Here is a 17057-nt window from a genome sequence, read left to right on the forward strand (position 1 = left end):
AGGAGCGACGATGAAGACCCTCATCACCAACGGCACGGTCGTGAACGCGACCGGCACCGGTACCGCCGACGTGCTGATCGACGGCGAGACGATCGCGGCGGTCCTCGCGCCGGGATCGACGCTGCTCGGCTTCGATCTCGCGGCGAACGTCGACCGCGTGATCGACGCGACCGGCAAGTACGTGATCCCCGGCGGGATCGACGCGCACACCCACATGGAGATGCCCTTCGGAGGCACCTTCGCCTCCGACACGTTCGAGACCGGCACCCGGGCCGCAGCCTGGGGCGGCACCACCTCGATCGTGGACTTCGTGGTCCAGTACCCCGGCGAGAGCGTCGTCGACCGCTACCAGGCGTGGCAGGCGAAGGCGGCCGGGGAGTGCGCCATCGACTACGGCTTCCACCAGATCCTCTCGGACGTGCAGGACTCGTCGCTGGTCGCGATGGACGAGCTGATGGACGAGGGCGTGACCAGCTTCAAGCTCTTCATGGCCTACAAGGGCGTGTTCCTGTCGGACGACGGGCAGATCCTGCGGGCGTTCCAGAAGGGCGCGTCGAACGGCGCGATGATGATGATGCACGCCGAGAACGGCGCGATCATCGACGAGCTGGTGAAGCAGTCGCTGGCGGCCGGCAACACCTCGCCCTACTTCCACGGCACGTCGCGGCCGTGGCAGGCGGAGGAGGAGGCCACGCACCGGGCGATCATGATCGCCGACCTCACCGGCGCGCCCCTGTACGTGGTGCACGTGTCGGCGAAGCAGGCCGTGGAGCAGATCGCCCAGGCCCGCGACCGCGGGATGAACGTGTTCGGCGAGACCTGCCCGCAGTACCTCTACCTCTCGCTCGAGGAGCAGCTGGGCGCTCCGGGGTTCGAGGGCGCGAAGTGGGTGTGCTCCACCCCGCTGCGCTCGAAGGCGGAGGGGCACCAGCACCACATGTGGCAGTCGCTGCGCACGAACGACATCCAGATGGTCTCCACCGACCACTGCCCCTTCTGCATGAAGGGCCAGAAGGACATGGGCGTTGGCGACTTCTCGAAGATCCCCAACGGCATCGGCTCCGTGGAGCACCGGATGGACCTGATGTACCAGGGCGTGGTGTCCGGGCAGATCTCGCTGCCGCGCTGGGTGGAGCTGACCTCGACGACTCCGGCGCGGATGTTCGGCATGTACGGGAAGAAGGGCGTGATCCAGCCCGGAGCCGACGGCGACGTCGTGGTCTACGACCCGAACGGCCACACCTCGATCGGCCTCGGCGAGGGGCGCAGCCACCACATGAACATGGACTACTCCGCGTGGGAGGGGTTCGAGATCGACGGTCACGTCGACACCGTGATCTCCCGCGGGAAGGTCGTGGTCGACGACGGGCAGTACGTCGGCACCAAGGGCGACGGCAAGTACATCAAGCGAGGGCTCTCCCAATACTTGATCTGAGTTCGGAGCATCGCTCCGGACTCCGATCAAGAAAGGCGGGGAGCCCCGCGACCACGTCGCGGCCCCACGGAAGACCTCGAAGCGCAACGGCGACCCTCAATGGGTCGCATGATACGTCCGTCAGCACCTGCACTACCGCATCTCAGAAGGAACCCCATGGACTTCGGAGTCGTCCTCCAGACCAACCCGCCCGCCTCGCGCACCGTCGCCCTCGCCGTCCTGGCCGAGACCTACGGCTTCGACTACGCGTGGACGTTCGACTCGCACCTGCTCTGGCAGGAGCCCTACGTGATCTACTCGCAGATCCTCGAGAAGACGCACCGCATCACGGTCGGCCCGATGGTCACCAACCCGGCGACGCGCGACTGGACGGTCATCGCCTCCCTGCACGCGACGCTCAACGAGATGTACGGCAACCGCACCGTGTGCGGGATCGGCCGGGGCGACTCCGCGGTGCGCGTGACGGGCGGGGCGCCGACCACGCTCAAGACGCTGCGGGAGTCCATCCACGTCATCCGCGAGCTCGCCAACAGCCGCTCGGTCGAGTACAACGGCTCGACCCTGCAGTTCCCGTGGAGCCGCGGCTCCTCGCTCGAGATGTGGGTGGCCGCGTACGGCCCGCTCGCGCTGAAGCTCGCGGGCGAGGTCGGCGACGGCTTCATCCTGCAGCTGGCCGACGTCGACATCGCGCGCTGGATGATCACCACGGTCAAGGAGGCGGCCGCGAACGTGGGCCGCGACCCCGAGTCGCTGCAGTTCTGCATCGCGGCGCCGATGTACATCGGCACCGACCGCGCCCACATGTACGAGCAGTGCCGCTGGTTCGGCGGCATGGTCGGCAACCACGTCGCCGACATCGTCGGCCGCTACGGGAGCAGCGGCGCGGTGCCGCAGGCGCTCACCGACTACATCGCGGGGCGCGAGGGCTACGACTACAACGAGCACGGGCGCGCGGGCAACAGCCACACCTCGTTCGTGCCGGACGAGATCGTCGAGCGCTTCTGCGTGCTGGGCACGGCCGACGAGCACATCGCCAAGCTCGAGGCCCTGGCCGAGATCGGCGTGACGCAGTTCGCCGGCTACCTCCAGCACGACAACAAGGAGGAGACGCTGCGCGTCTACGGCGAGCGCGTGATCCCGGCTCTCGGCCCGCACATCACGGCCAAGGCATGAGGCTCCGGCCGCGGCGCGCGGGATCCTGCTCGGCGCGGCCGGCCTGCTCCTGCTCGCTCTCGTCTGGGAGGCGTACAAGGCGCTGGGGCCGGAGACCGGCGTGGTCGTGGGAGGCCTCACCGTGCTGCCGCGCACCAGCGCGATCGCGATGCCGCACCTCTGGGAGATCGCGACGCGACTCGTCGAGCCGGTGACCGGCGCACGCGGCGCGCCGGCGCTCTGGTTCGCGGTGCTGCAGGCGAGCGCCTTCTCGCTCGGGATCGCGGCCGTCGGCTGGGTCGTCGGGGTGGTCGTCGGGATGCTGCTCGCGCTGCTCATGCAGCGGTTCCGCACGGCGGAGTCGGCGGTGCTGCCGTGGATCGTGCTGAGCCAGACGGTGCCGCTGATCGCCATCGCGCCCCTGGTGCGCCGCTGGGGCTCGCAGCTCGAGCTCGGCGCGTTCACCTGGGAGAACTGGATGTCGGTGGCCCTGATCGCCTCCTACCTCGCGTTCTTCCCCGTGTCGATCGGCGCGCTCCGCGGCCTCGGCTCGCCCGCCGCGCACCAGGTCGAGCTGATGCACGTCTACGGCGTGGGCTGGTGGAAGACGCTCGTGCGGCTGCGCCTGCCGGCGAGCGTGCCGTACCTGCTCCCCGCCCTGCGCCTGGGGGCGGTCAGCGCCGTCATCGGGACCGTGGTCGCCGAGGTCTCGATCGGCCTGCGCGGCGGCATCGGCCGCATGATCATCGAGTTCGCCTCCGCCGCCGGGGGCGACCCCGCCAAGCCCTGGGCGCCGATCCTGGGCGCGGTGCTCGTCGGCCTCGCGGCCGCCGGCGCCGTCGCGCTGATCGGGGTCGCCCTCCGTCCGTTCCGCAGAGGGGAGCAGCCCGCATGAGCGCTGCAGAGTCCGCCGTCGTCGTCGACGGCGTCACCAAGACGTTCAGCACGAAGAAGGGCGCGAGCGTCGTCGCGCTCCAGGACGTGTCGCTCGAGATCGCGGCGGGGGAGTTCGTCTCGCTGATCGGACCCTCCGGCTGCGGCAAGTCGACCCTGCTGCGGCTGATCGCGGACCTCGACGAGCCGACGTCCGGCGCGATCTCGGTGTTCGGCAAGACGGCGCGGCGCGCGCGTCTCGACCAGGACTACGGCATCGCGTTCCAGCAGGCCGGGCTGCTGCCGTGGCGCAGCATCCGCGCGAACATCGCCCTGCCGCTCGAGCTGCACGGCGTGGGAGCCGCAGCCCGGCGCGCGAGGGTCGACGAGCTCCTCGCCCTCGTGGGGCTCGGCGACTTCGCCGACTCCTACCCCGACCAGCTGTCGGGAGGCATGCAGCAGCGCGTCGCCATCGCCCGGGCGCTGGCCGAGAGCCCGCGGCTGCTGCTGATGGACGAGCCCTTCGGGGCGCTGGACGAGATGACGCGCGAGCGGATGCAGACGGAGCTGCTGCGGATCCGCACCGAGACCGGCGCGGCCGTCGTCTTCGTCACCCACTCGATCCCGGAGGCGGTGTTCCTCTCGGATCGCGTCGTCGTGATGTCGCCCCGCCCGGGGCGGATCCGGGACGTCCTCCCGGTCCGCCTGCCCGACGCCGCCTCGCGCGACGAGGGCGTGCGCGAGGACGAGTCGTTCTTCCGCGACGTCAGTGCCGTGCGCGAGCTCCTGCACGGCGAGGCCGCGGCGCTGCCGCGCGGGGTGGAGAACCGATGACGACTCCGGCGCTCGCCCGCAGCGTCCTCGCGCCGCTGCTGCTCGGAGTCGCGGCCCTGCTCCTGTGGCAGGTCGGCGTGACGGCGTTCGACGTGAAGCCGTTCGTGCTGCCGTCGCCGGTGTCGATCGGCGCGGAGTTCGCGCAGAACCTCGGCTCGGTGGCCTCGGGGAGCCGTGTCACCGGCGGGAACGCGCTGATCGGCCTCGTCGTCGGAGCGGTGGTCGCGGTGCTCGTCGCGAGCCTCTCGGCGCTGCTGCGGGTCTTCGACGGCCTCGTCGCTCCGATCGTCGCGGCGGCCGCCGTGGTGCCGATCGTGGCGCTGGCGCCGGTGCTCTACACGATGTTCGGCGCGAGCGTCGAGACGGCTCGGCAGCTCGTCGCGGCGCTCGCCGTCTTCGTGCCGGTCTACGTGAACACTCTGCGGGGGCTGCGGCAGGCGACTCCGGTGCACCGCGATCTGATGCGGGCGTACGCCGCGACTCCGTGGCAGAGCACTCTCGCCGTCACGCTCCCCGCCGCCGTGCCGTTCTTCTTCACGGGACTGCGCATCGCCTCCTCCCTCGCCGTCATCTCGGCGCTGGTCGCCGAGTACTTCGGCGGACCGGTCGGCGGCCTCGGCAAGTCGATCACGACGGCGGCCTCGGGCAGCGACTACGCGCTCGCCTACGCCTACGTGCTCGGCGCCGTGCTCGTCGGCCTCCTGTTCTACTGCGCCACCGCGGGGCTCGAGGCCTTCGCGCTCCGGCGCAGTCGCGCGCGCTGATCCCAGCCGCTCCCGGGCCAGCCCGGTGCTCCACCGTTCCACCCGGGTCCGCCCGGCGCTCCATCCGCACCACGGCACGTCGCTCCACAGCACCGCCCGCACGGGCACGTCCTGCACCACACCATCAGGAGGAACAGTGAACAGACGCACGCGCATCGCGACGACCACGACGGCGGGGCTCGCCGCCGTCGGTCTCGCGCTCACCGGATGCAGCGCATCCGGCACCGACGACGGCGGCTCGGGCGAGGGCTCGAGCGGCCTCGCGCCGGTCACCCTGCAGCTGCAGTGGGTCGCCCAGGCCCAGTTCGCCGGGTACTACGCCGCCCTCGACCAGGGCTACTACGAGGACGAGGGCCTGGACGTGACCATCGCCGAGGGCGGCGGCGACATCGTGCCGCAGGACGTCCTCGCCTCCGGAGACGCGGACTACGCGATCTCGTGGGTGCCGAAGGTGCTCGGGTCGATCGAGCAGGGCGCGGCGATCACCGATGTCGCGCAGATCTTCGAGCGCAGCGCCACCACGCAGATCTCGTTCAAGGACAAGGGCATCACCTCGCCCGCCGATCTGTCCGGGAAGACGGTCGGCAGCTGGGGCTACGGCAACGAGTGGGAGCTCTTCGCCGGCATGCAGCAGGACGGAGTGCCGCTCGAGGACATCTCGCTCGTGCAGCAGCAGTTCGACATGAACGGCTTCCTCGCCGGCGACATCGACGCGGCGCAGGCGATGACCTACAACGAGTACGCGCAGGTGCTCGAGAGCGTGAACCCGGAGACGGGCGAGCTGTACACGCCCGACGACCTCAACGTGATCAGCTGGAACGACGTCGGCACGGCAATGCTGCAGGACGCCATCTGGGCCGACGCCGAGAAGCTCGAGAGCGACGACGCGTACGCCGAGCAGACCGTCGCGTTCGTGAAGGCCTCGATCAAGGGCTGGATCTACGCGAAGGACAACCCGGAGGAGGCGGCCGACATCGTGACCGCCGCCGGGTCGACGCTCGGCACGAGCCACCAGCTCTGGATGACCAACGAGGTCAACAAGCTGATCTGGCCCTCCACGGGCGGCATCGGCATGATCGACGAGGCCGCCTGGCAGCAGACGGTCGACATCGCCAAGGAGACGCAGAACGAGACCGGCGCGACGATCATCAGCGACGACCCGCCGGAGACCGCGTACTCGAACGAGTACGTCGAGAAGGCCCTGGCCGAGCTCGAGGAGGAGGGCGTCGACACGAGCGGTGCCGACTTCGCGCCGATCGAGGTGACCCTGCAGGAGGGCGGAGCCTGATCCGTGCTCCCCGGGCCGGGGTCGTCGTCCGCGACGGCTCCGGCCCGTCGTCGTGCGGGCCCCGTCTTGCCGCTCTCCCGCCCGCTCGGCGCCGTCGGGCGTAAGATGGATCCTCGTGACTACTTTCCGAAAGACGCCGTTCACCGTGCACGTGCGCGATCTCATCGGCCGTCCGGGGGAGATGCGCGAGCACCGTCTCGACATCGACGCGCCCGAGCAGTACGGCGAGGGGATCGTGGCGGTCCGACAGGGCGCGCCGATCGATCTCGACGTGCGCGTGGAGTCGGTGCACGAGGGCATCCTGGCCAGCGTCGAGGTCTCGGCGGAGGCCGTCGGCGAGTGCAGCCGGTGCCTGACCGACATCTCCCTGCCTGTCGATGTCGAGTTCCAGGAACTTTTCGCGTACTCTTCTGACGAAGCTTTCGACTATGAGGTTCACGACGACCACGTGGATCTTGAACCTCTGGTCAGGGATGCGGTGGTTTTGTCGCTGCCGTTCCAGCCGGTCTGCCGGCCGGATTGTCCGGGCCTCGACCCCGTCACGGGGGAGCGGCTGGCCGATTCCTCCGAGCGCGAACCCGATGCGCCGCACGACCCCAGGTGGGCCGCGCTCGCCGGGTTGAGCGAGACGGGGAACGGTGGGGCCGCAGCGCCCGGAGCTTCCGCAGACAGCGGTGCAGGCCGTCAGGCACGCACCGAAACCGACTAGCCCCGACACGGGACACACGTAGAGAAGAGAGAATCATGGCTGTTCCCAAGAGGAAGAAGTCCCGCGCGAACACCCACGCCCGTCGTTCGCAGTGGAAGGCCGAGGTCCCCACCCTGGTCAAGACCGTCGAGAACGGCAAGGTCGTCTACAGCCTCCCCCACCGCGCCAAGGTCGTCGAGGACTCCGCGGGCACCGCGCTGTTCCTCGAGTACAAGGGCCGCAAGGTCGCCGACGTCTGATCCGACTCCTCCGGCGAACCGTCGCCCCGCGACGGACGTCGAGTGGTCCATGGTGAACCAGACTTCCGCATCACCCTCCAGCGACGACCGGTCGCGTCTGGAGGCCACGCTCGGCGTGAGCCTCGACGGTGAGCTCTTCGAGCTCGCCCTGACGCACCGGTCGTTCGCTTTCGAGCACGGCGGCATCCCGCACAACGAGCGCCTCGAGTTCCTCGGCGACTCGATCCTCGGGCAGGCCGTGACCGTCATGCTCTACACGGAGTACCCCGCTCTGAGCGAGGGCGACCTGGCCAAGCGCCGGGCGAGCCTCGTGTCGACGGTGGCGCTGGCCGAGATCGCCCGCGGCATAGGCCTCGGCGAGTTCCTCCGCCTCGGCCGCGGCGAGGAGCTGACCGGCGGTCGCGAGAAGGCGTCGATCCTCGCCGACACGGTCGAGGCGATCATCGGCGCGGTCTACCTCGGCACTGGGCCCGACGCCGCGCGCGATCTCGTGCTGCGCCTCATCGCCCCGCTGCGCGCCGACCCCGGCCGTTTCGGCGTCTCGATGGACCCGAAGACCAGCCTGCAGGAGGCGGCCGCCGAGCACGGCGCTCCTGCGCCCCGCTACGAGATCGCCTCGACCGGCCCCGACCACAACAAGGTCTTCGTGGCGACCGTGATCGTCGGCGGCCTGGTCACGGCCCGCGGCGAGGGGACGAGCAAGAAGGCGGCCGAGATGGCCGCGGCGCTGGACGCCTGGACGCGCCTGGCCGCGCTGCCGCCCGCCTCCGGAGCCTGACGTGCCCGAGCTGCCCGAGGTCGAGGTGGTGCGCGCGGGCCTCGCCCCGGCCGTCACCGGATCCCTCGTCACCGGGGTCGAGATCGTCGACGAGCGCTCGCTCAAGCGGCACGTGCATCCGCACGGCACGTTCGAGCGGCTGCTGGTCGGCCGCAGGCTCGCCGGAGCCGTGCGCCGAGGGAAGTTCCTCTGGATGCCCGCCGGCCGCGACGAGGCGCTGCTCGTGCACCTCGGGATGAGCGGGCAGGTGCTGCTGCGTGCCGCGGACGCGCCGCCGGCCAGGCTGACGCGCATCCGGATCGGCATCGAGATGAGTGATCCGGACGACGGGTCGCACCGCGAGCTCGCCCTGCACTTCGTCGACCAGCGGATCTTCGGCTCGATGGCGATCGACACGCTCGTGCCGACCCCGGACGGCGCCCCGGGTGGCTACTCCGGCGACGGGCCGCTGGGCGACTGGACCGCACGCGTTCCCTCGCAGGTGGCGCACATCGCCCGGGACCCGCTCGACCCCTTCTTCGATCTGCCCGCGATCGTGACGGCGCTCGGACGCCGGAACAGCGGGATCAAGCGGTCGCTGCTCGATCAGACGCTGGTGAGCGGGATCGGCAACATCTACGCGGACGAGTCGCTGTGGGCGGCGGAGCTGCATCCGGAGCGCTCGAGCGCGTCTCTGAGCGAGCCCCGGATCCGCCGCCTCTTCGCGGAGGTGCGCTCGGTGCTCGAGCGCGCGCTGGCCGAGGGCGGCACGAGCTTCGACGCGCAGTACGTGAACGTGAACGGGGCGTCGGGGTACTTCTCGCACAGCCTGAACGCCTACGGGCAGACGGGGAAGCCGTGCCCGCGCTGCGGTGCGGCGATCGTGCGGGTGCCGTTCATGAACCGCTCGTCGCACCTGTGCCCGCACTGCCAGCTGCTGCCGCGCGTGGCCTGACCGCGACGGGGATCGGGAACCCGGATCCCGCTCGGAGCTCCTGCGGCGAGGGTCAGGCCGCGGCCTTCTCGGGCGCCGGCGCGTGCTTCACGTGCGCGACCAGGTGGCCGAAGAGCGACGCGATCAGGGTGATCGCGGCTGCGATCGCGAGGCCGAGCCAGAGGCCGACGTTCAGGGCCAGGGCACCGACTCCGGCTCCGGCCCCGATCAGCACGACGGCGGCCAGGCGGCGGAACCAGGGCTGGCCCTTGCCGCTGCCGAGCCACGAGTCGGCGGCGAGCCCGGTGATGGTCGAGGTGACGACGACGGTGGTGACGTCCTTGACGGCGATGTGGCGGGCGGTCGCCGCCTGCAGGCCCATCGCCAGGCCGAGGACTCCGGTGACGGTGAGCGCGAGCGGCTCCGGGTGCTCGGGGACGACGCCGAGGACGATCGCGAGGACGGCCATCAGCAGGCCGACGACCGTGAAGAGCCAGGTGGAGCGGGTGGTCCACCCGGTCTTCACCGGGCGCAGCACGCGGCCCCCGAGCGCGGCGCCGAGCATGAAGCCGACGAGCGCGATGATCGGACCGACGACGGGCAGGTCGGCGGCGCCGGCGAGGGCCATGCCGAGGATCACGACATTGCCGGTCATGTTGCCGGTGAAGACGCGGTCGAGCCCGAGATAGCCGACGGCGTCGATGATGCCGGTCGAGAAGGTCAGGGCGAGCATGAGGCCGAGGTGGACGTTGTCGGTGCGCGTGCGCAGGCGTCGGAACACGGGGGTCCTGTCGTCGGAGGGAGGGGGAGGCGGCCGCGAGATGCCGGTCCGGCACGCTCGCACCCGCGTGCCGCCGGCGGAGCGGGTGTCTCGCGGCGGAGGTGCGGAGGGCTGAGCTCCGCCGATCCTGCCACGGATGCGCGCGAAGAGACGAAACACGGCTTCGGTACTGTCGGACGGTCGCGGGAGGCTCCCGCGCGGGAAGGCGGGCGGCGCATGCGGTTGGCGGAGTGGGCGGTGCAGCCCGGTGAGTCGATCCCGGAGGGCGTGGAGTACCTGCCCGCGAGCTCGGACTCCGTGCTCTGGGGGCGGCTGCCCTGCGCGGGCGACCGCGCGGTGCTGAGCATCGACTCCGGCACCGAGGTCGTCATCGACACCCTCAGCCACGAGGGGGTGCTGGAGGATCAGGGCCGCGATCCGGTCGCGTTCTTCGGCCGGCACGGCGTCGCTCCCGAGGGAGTGCTGCGCGACGCGATCGAGCTCGCCGCCTCCGGTCCGTTCCGCGACGTCGAGGTCGACGGCCCGCACGTCGTCACCGGCCCGATCGCGGTGAGGGGCGCGCAGCCGGGCGACCTGCTGCGGATGACCCTGCTCGAGGCCGAGCCGCGCGTGCCCTACGGAGTGATCTCGAACCGGCACGGCCGCGGTGCGCTGCCGGGGGAGTACCCGCTCGCCGCGGGGCCCTTCAGCGCGTTCGCGCACGTCGAGGTCGGCGCGGACGGCGTCCGCCGCGGGGTGCTGCCGCTGGTGCCGGGCGGCGAGCGCTCGGCGCGCTTCGAGCTGCACCCGTTCCTCGGGATCATGGGCGTCGCCGTCGCGGGCGGCGAGCGTCCCCACTCCGTGCCGCCCGGGCCGCACGGCGGCAACATCGACATCTCGCTGCTGACGGCGGGGACGAGCCTCTACCTGCCGGTGCAGGTGCCGGGCGCGCTCGCGTACGTCGGCGACCCGCACTTCGCGCAGGGCGACGGCGAGGTCGCGCTCACGGCGATGGAGGCGAGCCTACGCGTCCGGGTGCGCTTCGAAGTGGTGACGCGCGCCGACGCGCTCGAGGCGTTCGGCGAGCTCGTCGGGCCGCTGGGCGAGACGAGCGAGTTCCTGGTGCCCACCGGGATGGACGCCGACCTCGACATCGCGGTGCAGAACTGCGTGCGCGCGGCGATCGCGCTGCTCCAGGCGCGCTACGGGATGGACGCGAGCCTGGCCTACGCGTACCTCAGCGCTGCGACCGACTTCAACATCTCGCAGGTCGTCGACCTGGTGAAGGGCGTGCACGCCCGCGTGCGGACGGCGGACTTCGATGTCTGACCGGCGCGTGACCTCGCTCGAGGGCGAGCTGCCGGACGGCCTGGTCGACGCGGTCCTCGCCTACGAGGCCGCGCTCTCGGCCGACGACGTGCCCGCGCTCGCCGACGCGTTCGTCCGCGCCCCGACGACGCTCCGGGGCGACGCCTCGGGGCTGCTGGTCGGCCACGACGCGATCACCGGCTTCCGCGGACGGCGCGGCGGGACTCCTCCGCGCGGCCTCGCCGAGCTGCACGTGCGGGCGGTGGACGCCGGCTCCGCGCTGGTCGTCACGGTGAACACGCCGTCCCGCGGCGGACGCGGACTCGTCACGCAGCTGTGGTCGCTCGACGAGGGCGTCTGGCGGGTGCGCGCCGCCCAGGTGCAGGCGCCCGCGCCGGCGCTGGACGCGCGCGTCTGGCGGGTCGTCGGCGCGCCGCTGGTGCCTCCGACCGGCTCGGGGGAGCTGGACGGGCTCGACGTCGCGGTGAAGGACCTCTTCGCGATCGAGGGGCAGCGGATCGGCGCCGGGATGCCCGTGCGCCTCGCCGAGGCCGCGATCGAGACCGGGACGGCTCCGGCCGTGGCGGATCTTCTCGAGGCCGGGGCGGCCGTGCGGGGTCTCGCGCAGACGGACGAGTTCGCCTACAGCATCGCGGGCCGCAACTCCGGCTACGGGACACCGCCGAACCCCGCGGTGCCCGGCGCGATCCCCGGCGGCTCCTCGAGCGGACCGGCGACCGCCGTCTCGCTCGGGCAGGCCGCCGTCGGGCTCGCGACGGACACGGCGGGCTCGATCCGCGTGCCCGCCTCGTACCAGGGGCTCTGGGGACTGCGGACGACGCACGGCGCCGTGCCGGTGGAGGGGCTGCTGCCGCTGGCTCCGAGCTTCGACACCGTCGGCTGGCTGACGCGGGACGTGCACACACTGCAGCGTGTCGCGCGGGTCGGGCTCTCGCGCTCCGAGCAGCGTCTTCCGGGCCGTGGAGTCGTCACGCGCCCGCACTGCTCGCTGCAGCCGATCCGGCGGTGCAGGAGGCGTTCGCGCGCCGTGTCCAGGCGCTGGTCGCCGATGGCGCGCTCGAGGAGCCGGAGAGCATCGTCCTGCCGCCCGTGGCCGAGATGTTCGAGGCCTTCCGCACCGTGCAGGCGGCGGAGGCGTGGGCCGCCGACGGCGAGTGGGTCTCAGCGCACCCGGGTGCCCTCGCCCCGGACGTGCAGGGGCGCTTCGACGCGGCGTCGCGGCTGGATGCGGCGACGGTCGGCGCCGCGCGGGAGCGCCTCGCCGGCCACCGCGCCGCCCTCGACGCCGCTCTCGGCGACCGGGTGCTGCTCCTCCCGTCCGCCTCCTCGCCCGCCCCGCCGCTGGACGCCTCGGCGGAGCGGATCGACGCGGTGCGCACGGCGACGCTGAGCATGACCTGCGTCGCGGGGATCGGCGGCTACCCGGCTCTGTCGGCGCCGTTGCTCTCGGTCGACGGCGCCCCGGTGGGACTGTGCCTGGTCGGACCGCGCGGTGCCGACCTCGCCCTCCTCGAGAGGGCCGCCGCGTTCGGCTCCCCGAAACACGGGTGAAACGTCTGTTCCGTAGAATGAGCATCTGAAACAGGTCTTCCGCCTGCGTTCCCCGTCCGTGAAGAGGTGGTTCCCATTCCGACCGCGCCCGCGATCTCGACCTTCCTGCCGATCGACCCGCCCCCGCGGCTCCTGATGGGCCCCGGCCCGATCAACGCGGACCCCCGCGTGCTGCGCGCCATGTCGGCGCAGCTGGTCGGCCAGTACGACCCCTCCATGACCGCCTACATGACCGAGACGCAGGAGCTCTACCGCCGCGTCTTCGTCACGGAGAACGAGAAGACGATGCTCGTCGACGGCACCAGCCGCGCGGGCATCGAGGCCGCCCTGGTGTCGATGCTCGAGCCGGGCGACCGCGTGCTCGTGCCGGTCTTCGGCCGCTTCGGCCACCTCCTCCGCGAGATCGCCGAGCGCTGCGGCGCCGAGGTGCACGTGATCGAGGCGGAGTGGGGGCAGGTGTTCCCCGTGTCGGCGATCGCCGAGGCGATCGAGAAGGTCCGCCCCAAGGTGCTCGCGGTCGTGCACGGCGACACCTCGACGACCATGGCGCAGCCCCTCGAGGAGCTCGGCGCGATCTGCGAGAAGCACGGCGTGCTCTTCTACACCGACGTCACGGCGTCCCTCGCGGGCAACCCGTTCGGCGCCGACGAGCTGGGGCTCGACGCGGTCTCGGCGGGCCTGCAGAAGTGCCTCGGCGGTCCCTCCGGCTCGGCGCCCGTGACCTTCTCGGAGCGAGCCGTCGCAGTGATCGAGTCGCGCAAGAGCATCGAGGCGGGCATCCGCGACGAGGGCGACGCGGTCAGCGCGCGCCCCGTCCGCTCCAACTACTTCGACCTCGGCATGGTCTTCGACTACTGGGGCCCGCGCCGGCTCAACCACCACACCGAGGCGACCACGATGCTCTACGGCGCACGCGAGTGCGCCCGGATCATCGTCGAGGAGGGCCTGGAGAACACGATCGCCCGGCACCGGGTGCACGGAGCGGCGATGCTCGCCGGCGTGCAGGGCCTCGGGCTCGAGGTCTTCGGCGACGTCTCGCACAAGATGAGCAACGTCGTCGCGGTCCGGATCCCGGACGGAGTGAACGGCGACGCCGTCCGGGGCGCGATGCTCGAGGACTTCGGCATCGAGATCGGCACCTCGTTCGGTCCGCTGCACGGCAAGGTGTGGCGGATCGGCACGATGGGCTACAACGCCCGCACCGACACGGTGCTGACCACGCTCGCCGCGCTCGAGGCGGTCCTGCGGCGCGCCGGCGCCTCCGTCGCTCCGGGCGGCGGAGTGGACGGCGCCTACGGCGTCTACGGGAGCGCGACGTGAGCGCCGTCGACGCCGCCGTGATCATGGAGCGCTGCGATCTGCTCGCGGCGGTCTCGAGCACGCGCGGGGCGATCGAGCGCGTCTACCTCTCTCCGGAGCACGCCCGCGTCAACGCGATGGCGGCGGCCTGGATGGAGGAGGCGGGCATGCGCACGTGGCAGGACGCCGCCGGCAACCAGTGCGGCCGTTACGAGGGCGCGAGCGCCGGGCAGCCCGCCCTGATGCTGGGGTCCCATCTCGACACGGTGATCGACGCGGGACGCTACGACGGGATCCTGGGCGTGATGCTCGCGATCGGAGTCGTCTCGCGGCTGAACTCCGCGGGGGTGCGCCTGCCCTTCGCGATCGAGGTCGTGGCGTTCGGCGACGAGGAGGGCACCCGCTTCGGCACCGCCCTGCTCGGCTCGCGCGCCGTCGCCGGGACGTGGGACGAGCACTGGTGGGAGCTCGAGGACGCGCAGGGCACCACGCTCGTCGACGCGTTCCACGAGTTCGGGCTCGACCCCTCCCGCATCTCCACTGCGGCCCGCGCGGCCGACGACCTGCTCGGCTACCTCGAGGCGCACATCGAGCAGGGCCCCTACCTCGAGGAGGCCGACCGCGCCCTGGGCGTCGTCTCCTCGATCGCCGGCGCCCGGCGGTTCGCCCTCACGCTCACCGGCAAGGCCGGTCACGCCGGCGGAGTGCCGTTCGACCGCCGCCGCGACGCGCTCACGGGGGCCGCGGAGGCGGTGCTCGCGGTCGAGCGGATCGCGCGCGACAACGGCTGCATCGCGACGGTCGGGCGCCTCGAGGCGTTCCCCGGCGCGGTCAACGTGATCCCGGGGCGGGTCGAGTTCAGCCTCGATCTGCGCGCCGAGTTCGACGACGTGCGCGACCGAGTGTGGGACGAGATCCAGCACGCGATGTCCGAGACGGCGCGCCGCCGCCGCCTCGCACTGACCGTCGAGGAGACCCACGGCGCCCCCGCCGTCGTCGCCTCCGACCGGCTCCAGGACGTGATCCGCGAGGGCATCCGCGCGACCGGTGACGAGGAGCCGATGGTGCTCTTCTCGAAGGCCGGCCACGACGCGATGGCGATCGCGGAGCTCACCGAGTACGCGATGCTCTTCCTCCGCTGCGAGGGCGGCGTCAGCCACCACCCGGAGGAGAACGTCACCGAGGCCGACGTGGCCGTGGCGCTGGACGCCTTCGAGGCGGCGGTGCACGCCTTCGCGAGGTCGCGCGCATGACCGGGGCCGCCCCCTCCGACGCCGAGGCGCCGCCCAGCATCGGGCACCGCATCGACGCGGGCTACGCCTCGCTCTCGCGGCAGGAGCAGCGGGCGGCCGACTTCATCCTCGACCACCTCGGCGACCTGGCGATCTACACGGCGACCGAGCTCGCGCAGCACAGCGGGGTGTCCAAGGCCACGGTCTCGCGGCTGTTCCGGCGGCTCGGGTTCTCCAACTCGCAGGAGGTGCGCGAGCACGCCCGCGCGCTGCGCAGCTCCGGCGTCCCGGTCGGTCCCGCCTCCACCGCCGACGACCCCGTCGCCGCGCACCTCGAGAGCGAGCGCGCCAATCTCCAGCGGCTCGCCGTGGCGCTCGGCGACGGACGGCTCGACGCCGCCGTGCGCCTCGTCTCGGACGCCCGCGAGGTCGTGGTCGTCGGGATGCGCAACAGCTACCCGGTGGCGCTGCACCTGCGCCAGCAGCTCGCCCAGGCCCGCGCCCGCGTGCGCGTGGCGCCGCAGCCCGGTCAGTCGCTCGGCGAGGAGGTCGTGGGGCTCGGCGCCGAGGACGTCGTCGTGCTCGTCGGCTTCCGCCGGCGCCCCTCCTCCTTCGCCGCGCTCCTCGACGTGCTCGCCGCCCGCGGAGTGCCGGTCGTGCTGCTCGCCGACGCGCAGGCCCGCCGCTTCGCCGACCGGGCGGCGGTCTGGCTCGAGTGCCCCGTCGACAGCGACTCGGCGTTCGACAGCTACGCCGCGGCGATGAGCGCGGTCGCGCTGCTCGCCTCGGGGGTGCTCGGGGCGCGTCCGCGCGACGCCCGCGAGCGGATCGCCGGGATCAGCACCGTCTACGCGGAGCTCTCCGAGATCGAGGACCGGGCGTGAACGCGGTCGAGGCCGCCGACCTGATCCGGCTGCACGCGCGCCACCCGGTGGGGCGGGTCGCCGAGGACGCGTCCGAGGACGTGCTCGGACGCGTCGAGCTGCTCACGCCGACCTGCGGCGACCGACTCGCGCTGCGCGTCGTCCGGGTCGACGGCGGCCTGTCGCTGCGCTGGACCGGGCGGGGCTGCGAGCTGTCGCAGGGCTCCGCGTCGATGCTCGTCGAGGAGCTCGACGGTCTCGACGCGGAGGAGCTGGCCGGTCGCGTCGGAGCCCTCCTGACCTCGATGAGCCTGCGGGTCGCGGATCCGGTTCTCGGCGACGAGGCGGCCCTGCTCGCCGTGGCCGCGAATCCGGTGCGCTCGGTCTGCGCGACGCTGGCGTGGCGCGCCCTGCGCGACGCCCTCGCTCAGGCGGGGCCGTCGTGATCGCGGCCGTCGGCGAGGTCGCCGCACTCGACGGCCAGCGCTCCGTGCTCCTCCAGGTGGTCGCGCGCGCCGGAGTCGCCGTGGATCTCGGAGCGGATCGCCGCCCAGTGCGCGCGGCCGATCAGCACGGGATGACCGGGGCGACCGTCGTGCACGGCCCGGGCGAGCGCCTCCGGGCCCGGCGGAGCCGCCGCGACGACGCGCGCTCCGACCGCGGCGGGCTCCTCCGGCAGGTCCACGAGCGTCACCAGGGCGGCCTCGCCGGTCGCGGCCGCCAGTCCCGCTCGCAGCGACGCGGACATCCCGTCCTCCCAGTCGTCGGCGATCACGATCCCGGTCTGCGGAGGGACGAGGCGGCGCGCGTCGTCGGCTCCGGCCCCGAGGACCACCAGCACCCGGCCGCAGCCGATCGTGCGCAGCCGCCGCACGGCGAGCTCGACCCACGGAGTGCCCTCCGCATCGCGCCGCAGGGCCTTCGGACCGCCCGCGCGACGCCCCGCGCCCGCCGCGAGGACGATCCCGGTGACGTCGGCCGCATCCATCCCACCATCGTGCCCCACCCCGCCGCCCGACGAGGAGAGACCATGACCAC

At 72.4% G+C, this 17057-nt stretch carries 18 protein-coding genes and 1 pseudogene; 17 read left to right on the forward strand and 2 right to left on the reverse strand.

The genetic code is table 11. The features are described 5' to 3' along the window. The first annotated feature begins 10 nt into the window (after nucleotides 1-10). The 10 genes from hydA (at nucleotide 11) to mutM (ending at nucleotide 9006) form a co-directional block, all read left to right on the forward strand. Nucleotides 11-1435 (forward strand): dihydropyrimidinase, encoded by a 1425-nt coding sequence (hydA, locus tag B0T42_RS07750; RefSeq protein ID WP_077222649.1) that lies wholly within the window; start codon nucleotides 11-13, stop codon nucleotides 1433-1435. 156 nt (nucleotides 1436-1591) lie between these two features. After that, entirely contained in the window at nucleotides 1592-2608 is a 1017-nt protein-coding gene (locus B0T42_RS07755; protein WP_055792722.1) for a TIGR03842 family LLM class F420-dependent oxidoreductase, read from the forward strand. Nucleotides 2609-2708: 100 nt separating this feature from the next. Continuing rightward, nucleotides 2709-3482: an ABC transporter permease gene (locus B0T42_RS07760; RefSeq protein WP_342418219.1), complete on the forward strand. Its 774-nt coding sequence runs from the start codon at nucleotides 2709-2711 to the stop codon at nucleotides 3480-3482. After that, complete coding sequence (locus B0T42_RS07765) at nucleotides 3479-4294, forward strand: ABC transporter ATP-binding protein (protein WP_077222651.1); 816 nt, start codon at nucleotides 3479-3481, stop codon at nucleotides 4292-4294. Before B0T42_RS07760 ends, B0T42_RS07765 begins: the two co-directional genes overlap by 4 nt. Further along, a complete protein-coding gene (locus tag B0T42_RS07770) occupies nucleotides 4291-5058 on the forward strand; it encodes an ABC transporter permease (RefSeq protein ID WP_077222652.1) in 768 nt (255 codons plus the stop codon). The genes B0T42_RS07765 and B0T42_RS07770 overlap by 4 nt, the downstream gene beginning before the upstream one ends. A 136-nt stretch (nucleotides 5059-5194) precedes the next feature. Beyond that, a complete protein-coding gene (locus tag B0T42_RS07775; RefSeq protein ID WP_236720177.1) occupies nucleotides 5195-6346 on the forward strand; it encodes an ABC transporter substrate-binding protein in 1152 nt (383 codons plus the stop codon). A 181-nt stretch (nucleotides 6347-6527) separates the two neighbouring features. Then, nucleotides 6528-7055 (forward strand): YceD family protein, encoded by a 528-nt coding sequence (locus tag B0T42_RS07780; protein WP_077222665.1) that lies wholly within the window; start codon nucleotides 6528-6530, stop codon nucleotides 7053-7055. 35 nt (nucleotides 7056-7090) lie between these two features. After that, on the forward strand, nucleotides 7091-7294 hold the full coding sequence (gene rpmF / locus B0T42_RS07785) for a 50S ribosomal protein L32 (RefSeq protein ID WP_055792711.1): 204 nt from the start codon (nucleotides 7091-7093) through the stop codon (nucleotides 7292-7294). A 49-nt stretch (nucleotides 7295-7343) separates the two neighbouring features. Beyond that, on the forward strand, nucleotides 7344-8072 hold the full coding sequence (gene rnc / locus B0T42_RS07790) for a ribonuclease III (RefSeq protein ID WP_077222653.1): 729 nt from the start codon (nucleotides 7344-7346) through the stop codon (nucleotides 8070-8072). Nucleotide 8073: 1 nt separating this feature from the next. Then, a complete protein-coding gene (mutM, locus tag B0T42_RS07795; RefSeq protein ID WP_077222654.1) occupies nucleotides 8074-9006 on the forward strand; it encodes a bifunctional DNA-formamidopyrimidine glycosylase/DNA-(apurinic or apyrimidinic site) lyase in 933 nt (310 codons plus the stop codon). 52 nt (nucleotides 9007-9058) lie between these two features. Here the strand turns inward: mutM and B0T42_RS07800 are convergent, their stop codons facing one another. Beyond that, a complete protein-coding gene (locus B0T42_RS07800) occupies nucleotides 9059-9766 on the reverse strand; it encodes a YoaK family protein (RefSeq protein WP_342418220.1) in 708 nt (235 codons plus the stop codon). A 216-nt stretch (nucleotides 9767-9982) separates the two neighbouring features. Here B0T42_RS07800 and B0T42_RS07805 point away from each other — a divergent pair, with 216 nt between their 5' ends. From B0T42_RS07805 to B0T42_RS07835, 7 genes and pseudogenes are all read left to right on the forward strand, one after another. Next, nucleotides 9983-11074 (forward strand): acetamidase/formamidase family protein, encoded by a 1092-nt coding sequence (locus tag B0T42_RS07805; protein WP_077222655.1) that lies wholly within the window; start codon nucleotides 9983-9985, stop codon nucleotides 11072-11074. Further along, nucleotides 11067-11954, forward strand: a pseudogene (locus B0T42_RS21955) (AtzH-like domain-containing protein); the annotation flags it as partial. The gene B0T42_RS07805 and the pseudogene B0T42_RS21955, both read left to right, overlap by 8 nt. A gap of 125 nt (nucleotides 11955-12079) precedes the next feature. Beyond that, nucleotides 12080-12625, forward strand: a complete 546-nt coding sequence (locus B0T42_RS21960) for an amidase (protein ID WP_269087512.1) — start codon at nucleotides 12080-12082, stop codon at nucleotides 12623-12625. Between the two features lie 135 nt (nucleotides 12626-12760). Continuing rightward, nucleotides 12761-13945: a pyridoxal-phosphate-dependent aminotransferase family protein gene (locus B0T42_RS07820; protein WP_077222668.1), complete on the forward strand. Its 1185-nt coding sequence runs from the start codon at nucleotides 12761-12763 to the stop codon at nucleotides 13943-13945. After that, nucleotides 13942-15177, forward strand: coding sequence for an allantoate amidohydrolase (locus B0T42_RS07825; RefSeq protein WP_236720178.1), 1236 nt, complete (start codon nucleotides 13942-13944; stop codon nucleotides 15175-15177). Before B0T42_RS07820 ends, B0T42_RS07825 begins: the two co-directional genes overlap by 4 nt. After that, complete coding sequence (locus B0T42_RS07830; RefSeq protein WP_077222658.1) at nucleotides 15174-16040, forward strand: MurR/RpiR family transcriptional regulator; 867 nt, start codon at nucleotides 15174-15176, stop codon at nucleotides 16038-16040. Before B0T42_RS07825 ends, B0T42_RS07830 begins: the two co-directional genes overlap by 4 nt. Continuing rightward, on the forward strand, nucleotides 16037-16465 hold the full coding sequence (locus B0T42_RS07835; protein ID WP_077222659.1) for an iron-sulfur cluster assembly scaffold protein: 429 nt from the start codon (nucleotides 16037-16039) through the stop codon (nucleotides 16463-16465). Before B0T42_RS07830 ends, B0T42_RS07835 begins: the two co-directional genes overlap by 4 nt. On the opposite strand, the gene B0T42_RS07840 is transcribed toward B0T42_RS07835, so the two are convergent. Further along, nucleotides 16447-17057, reverse strand: a 611-nt coding sequence (locus B0T42_RS07840) for a nucleotidyltransferase family protein (protein WP_446737364.1), incomplete at its 5' end; no start/stop codon positions are given. The genes B0T42_RS07835 and B0T42_RS07840 overlap by 19 nt on opposite strands.

It is taken from the genome of Rathayibacter rhapontici (genome assembly GCF_001995175.1).
Classification (GTDB): Bacteria; Actinomycetota; Actinomycetes; order Actinomycetales; family Microbacteriaceae; genus Rathayibacter.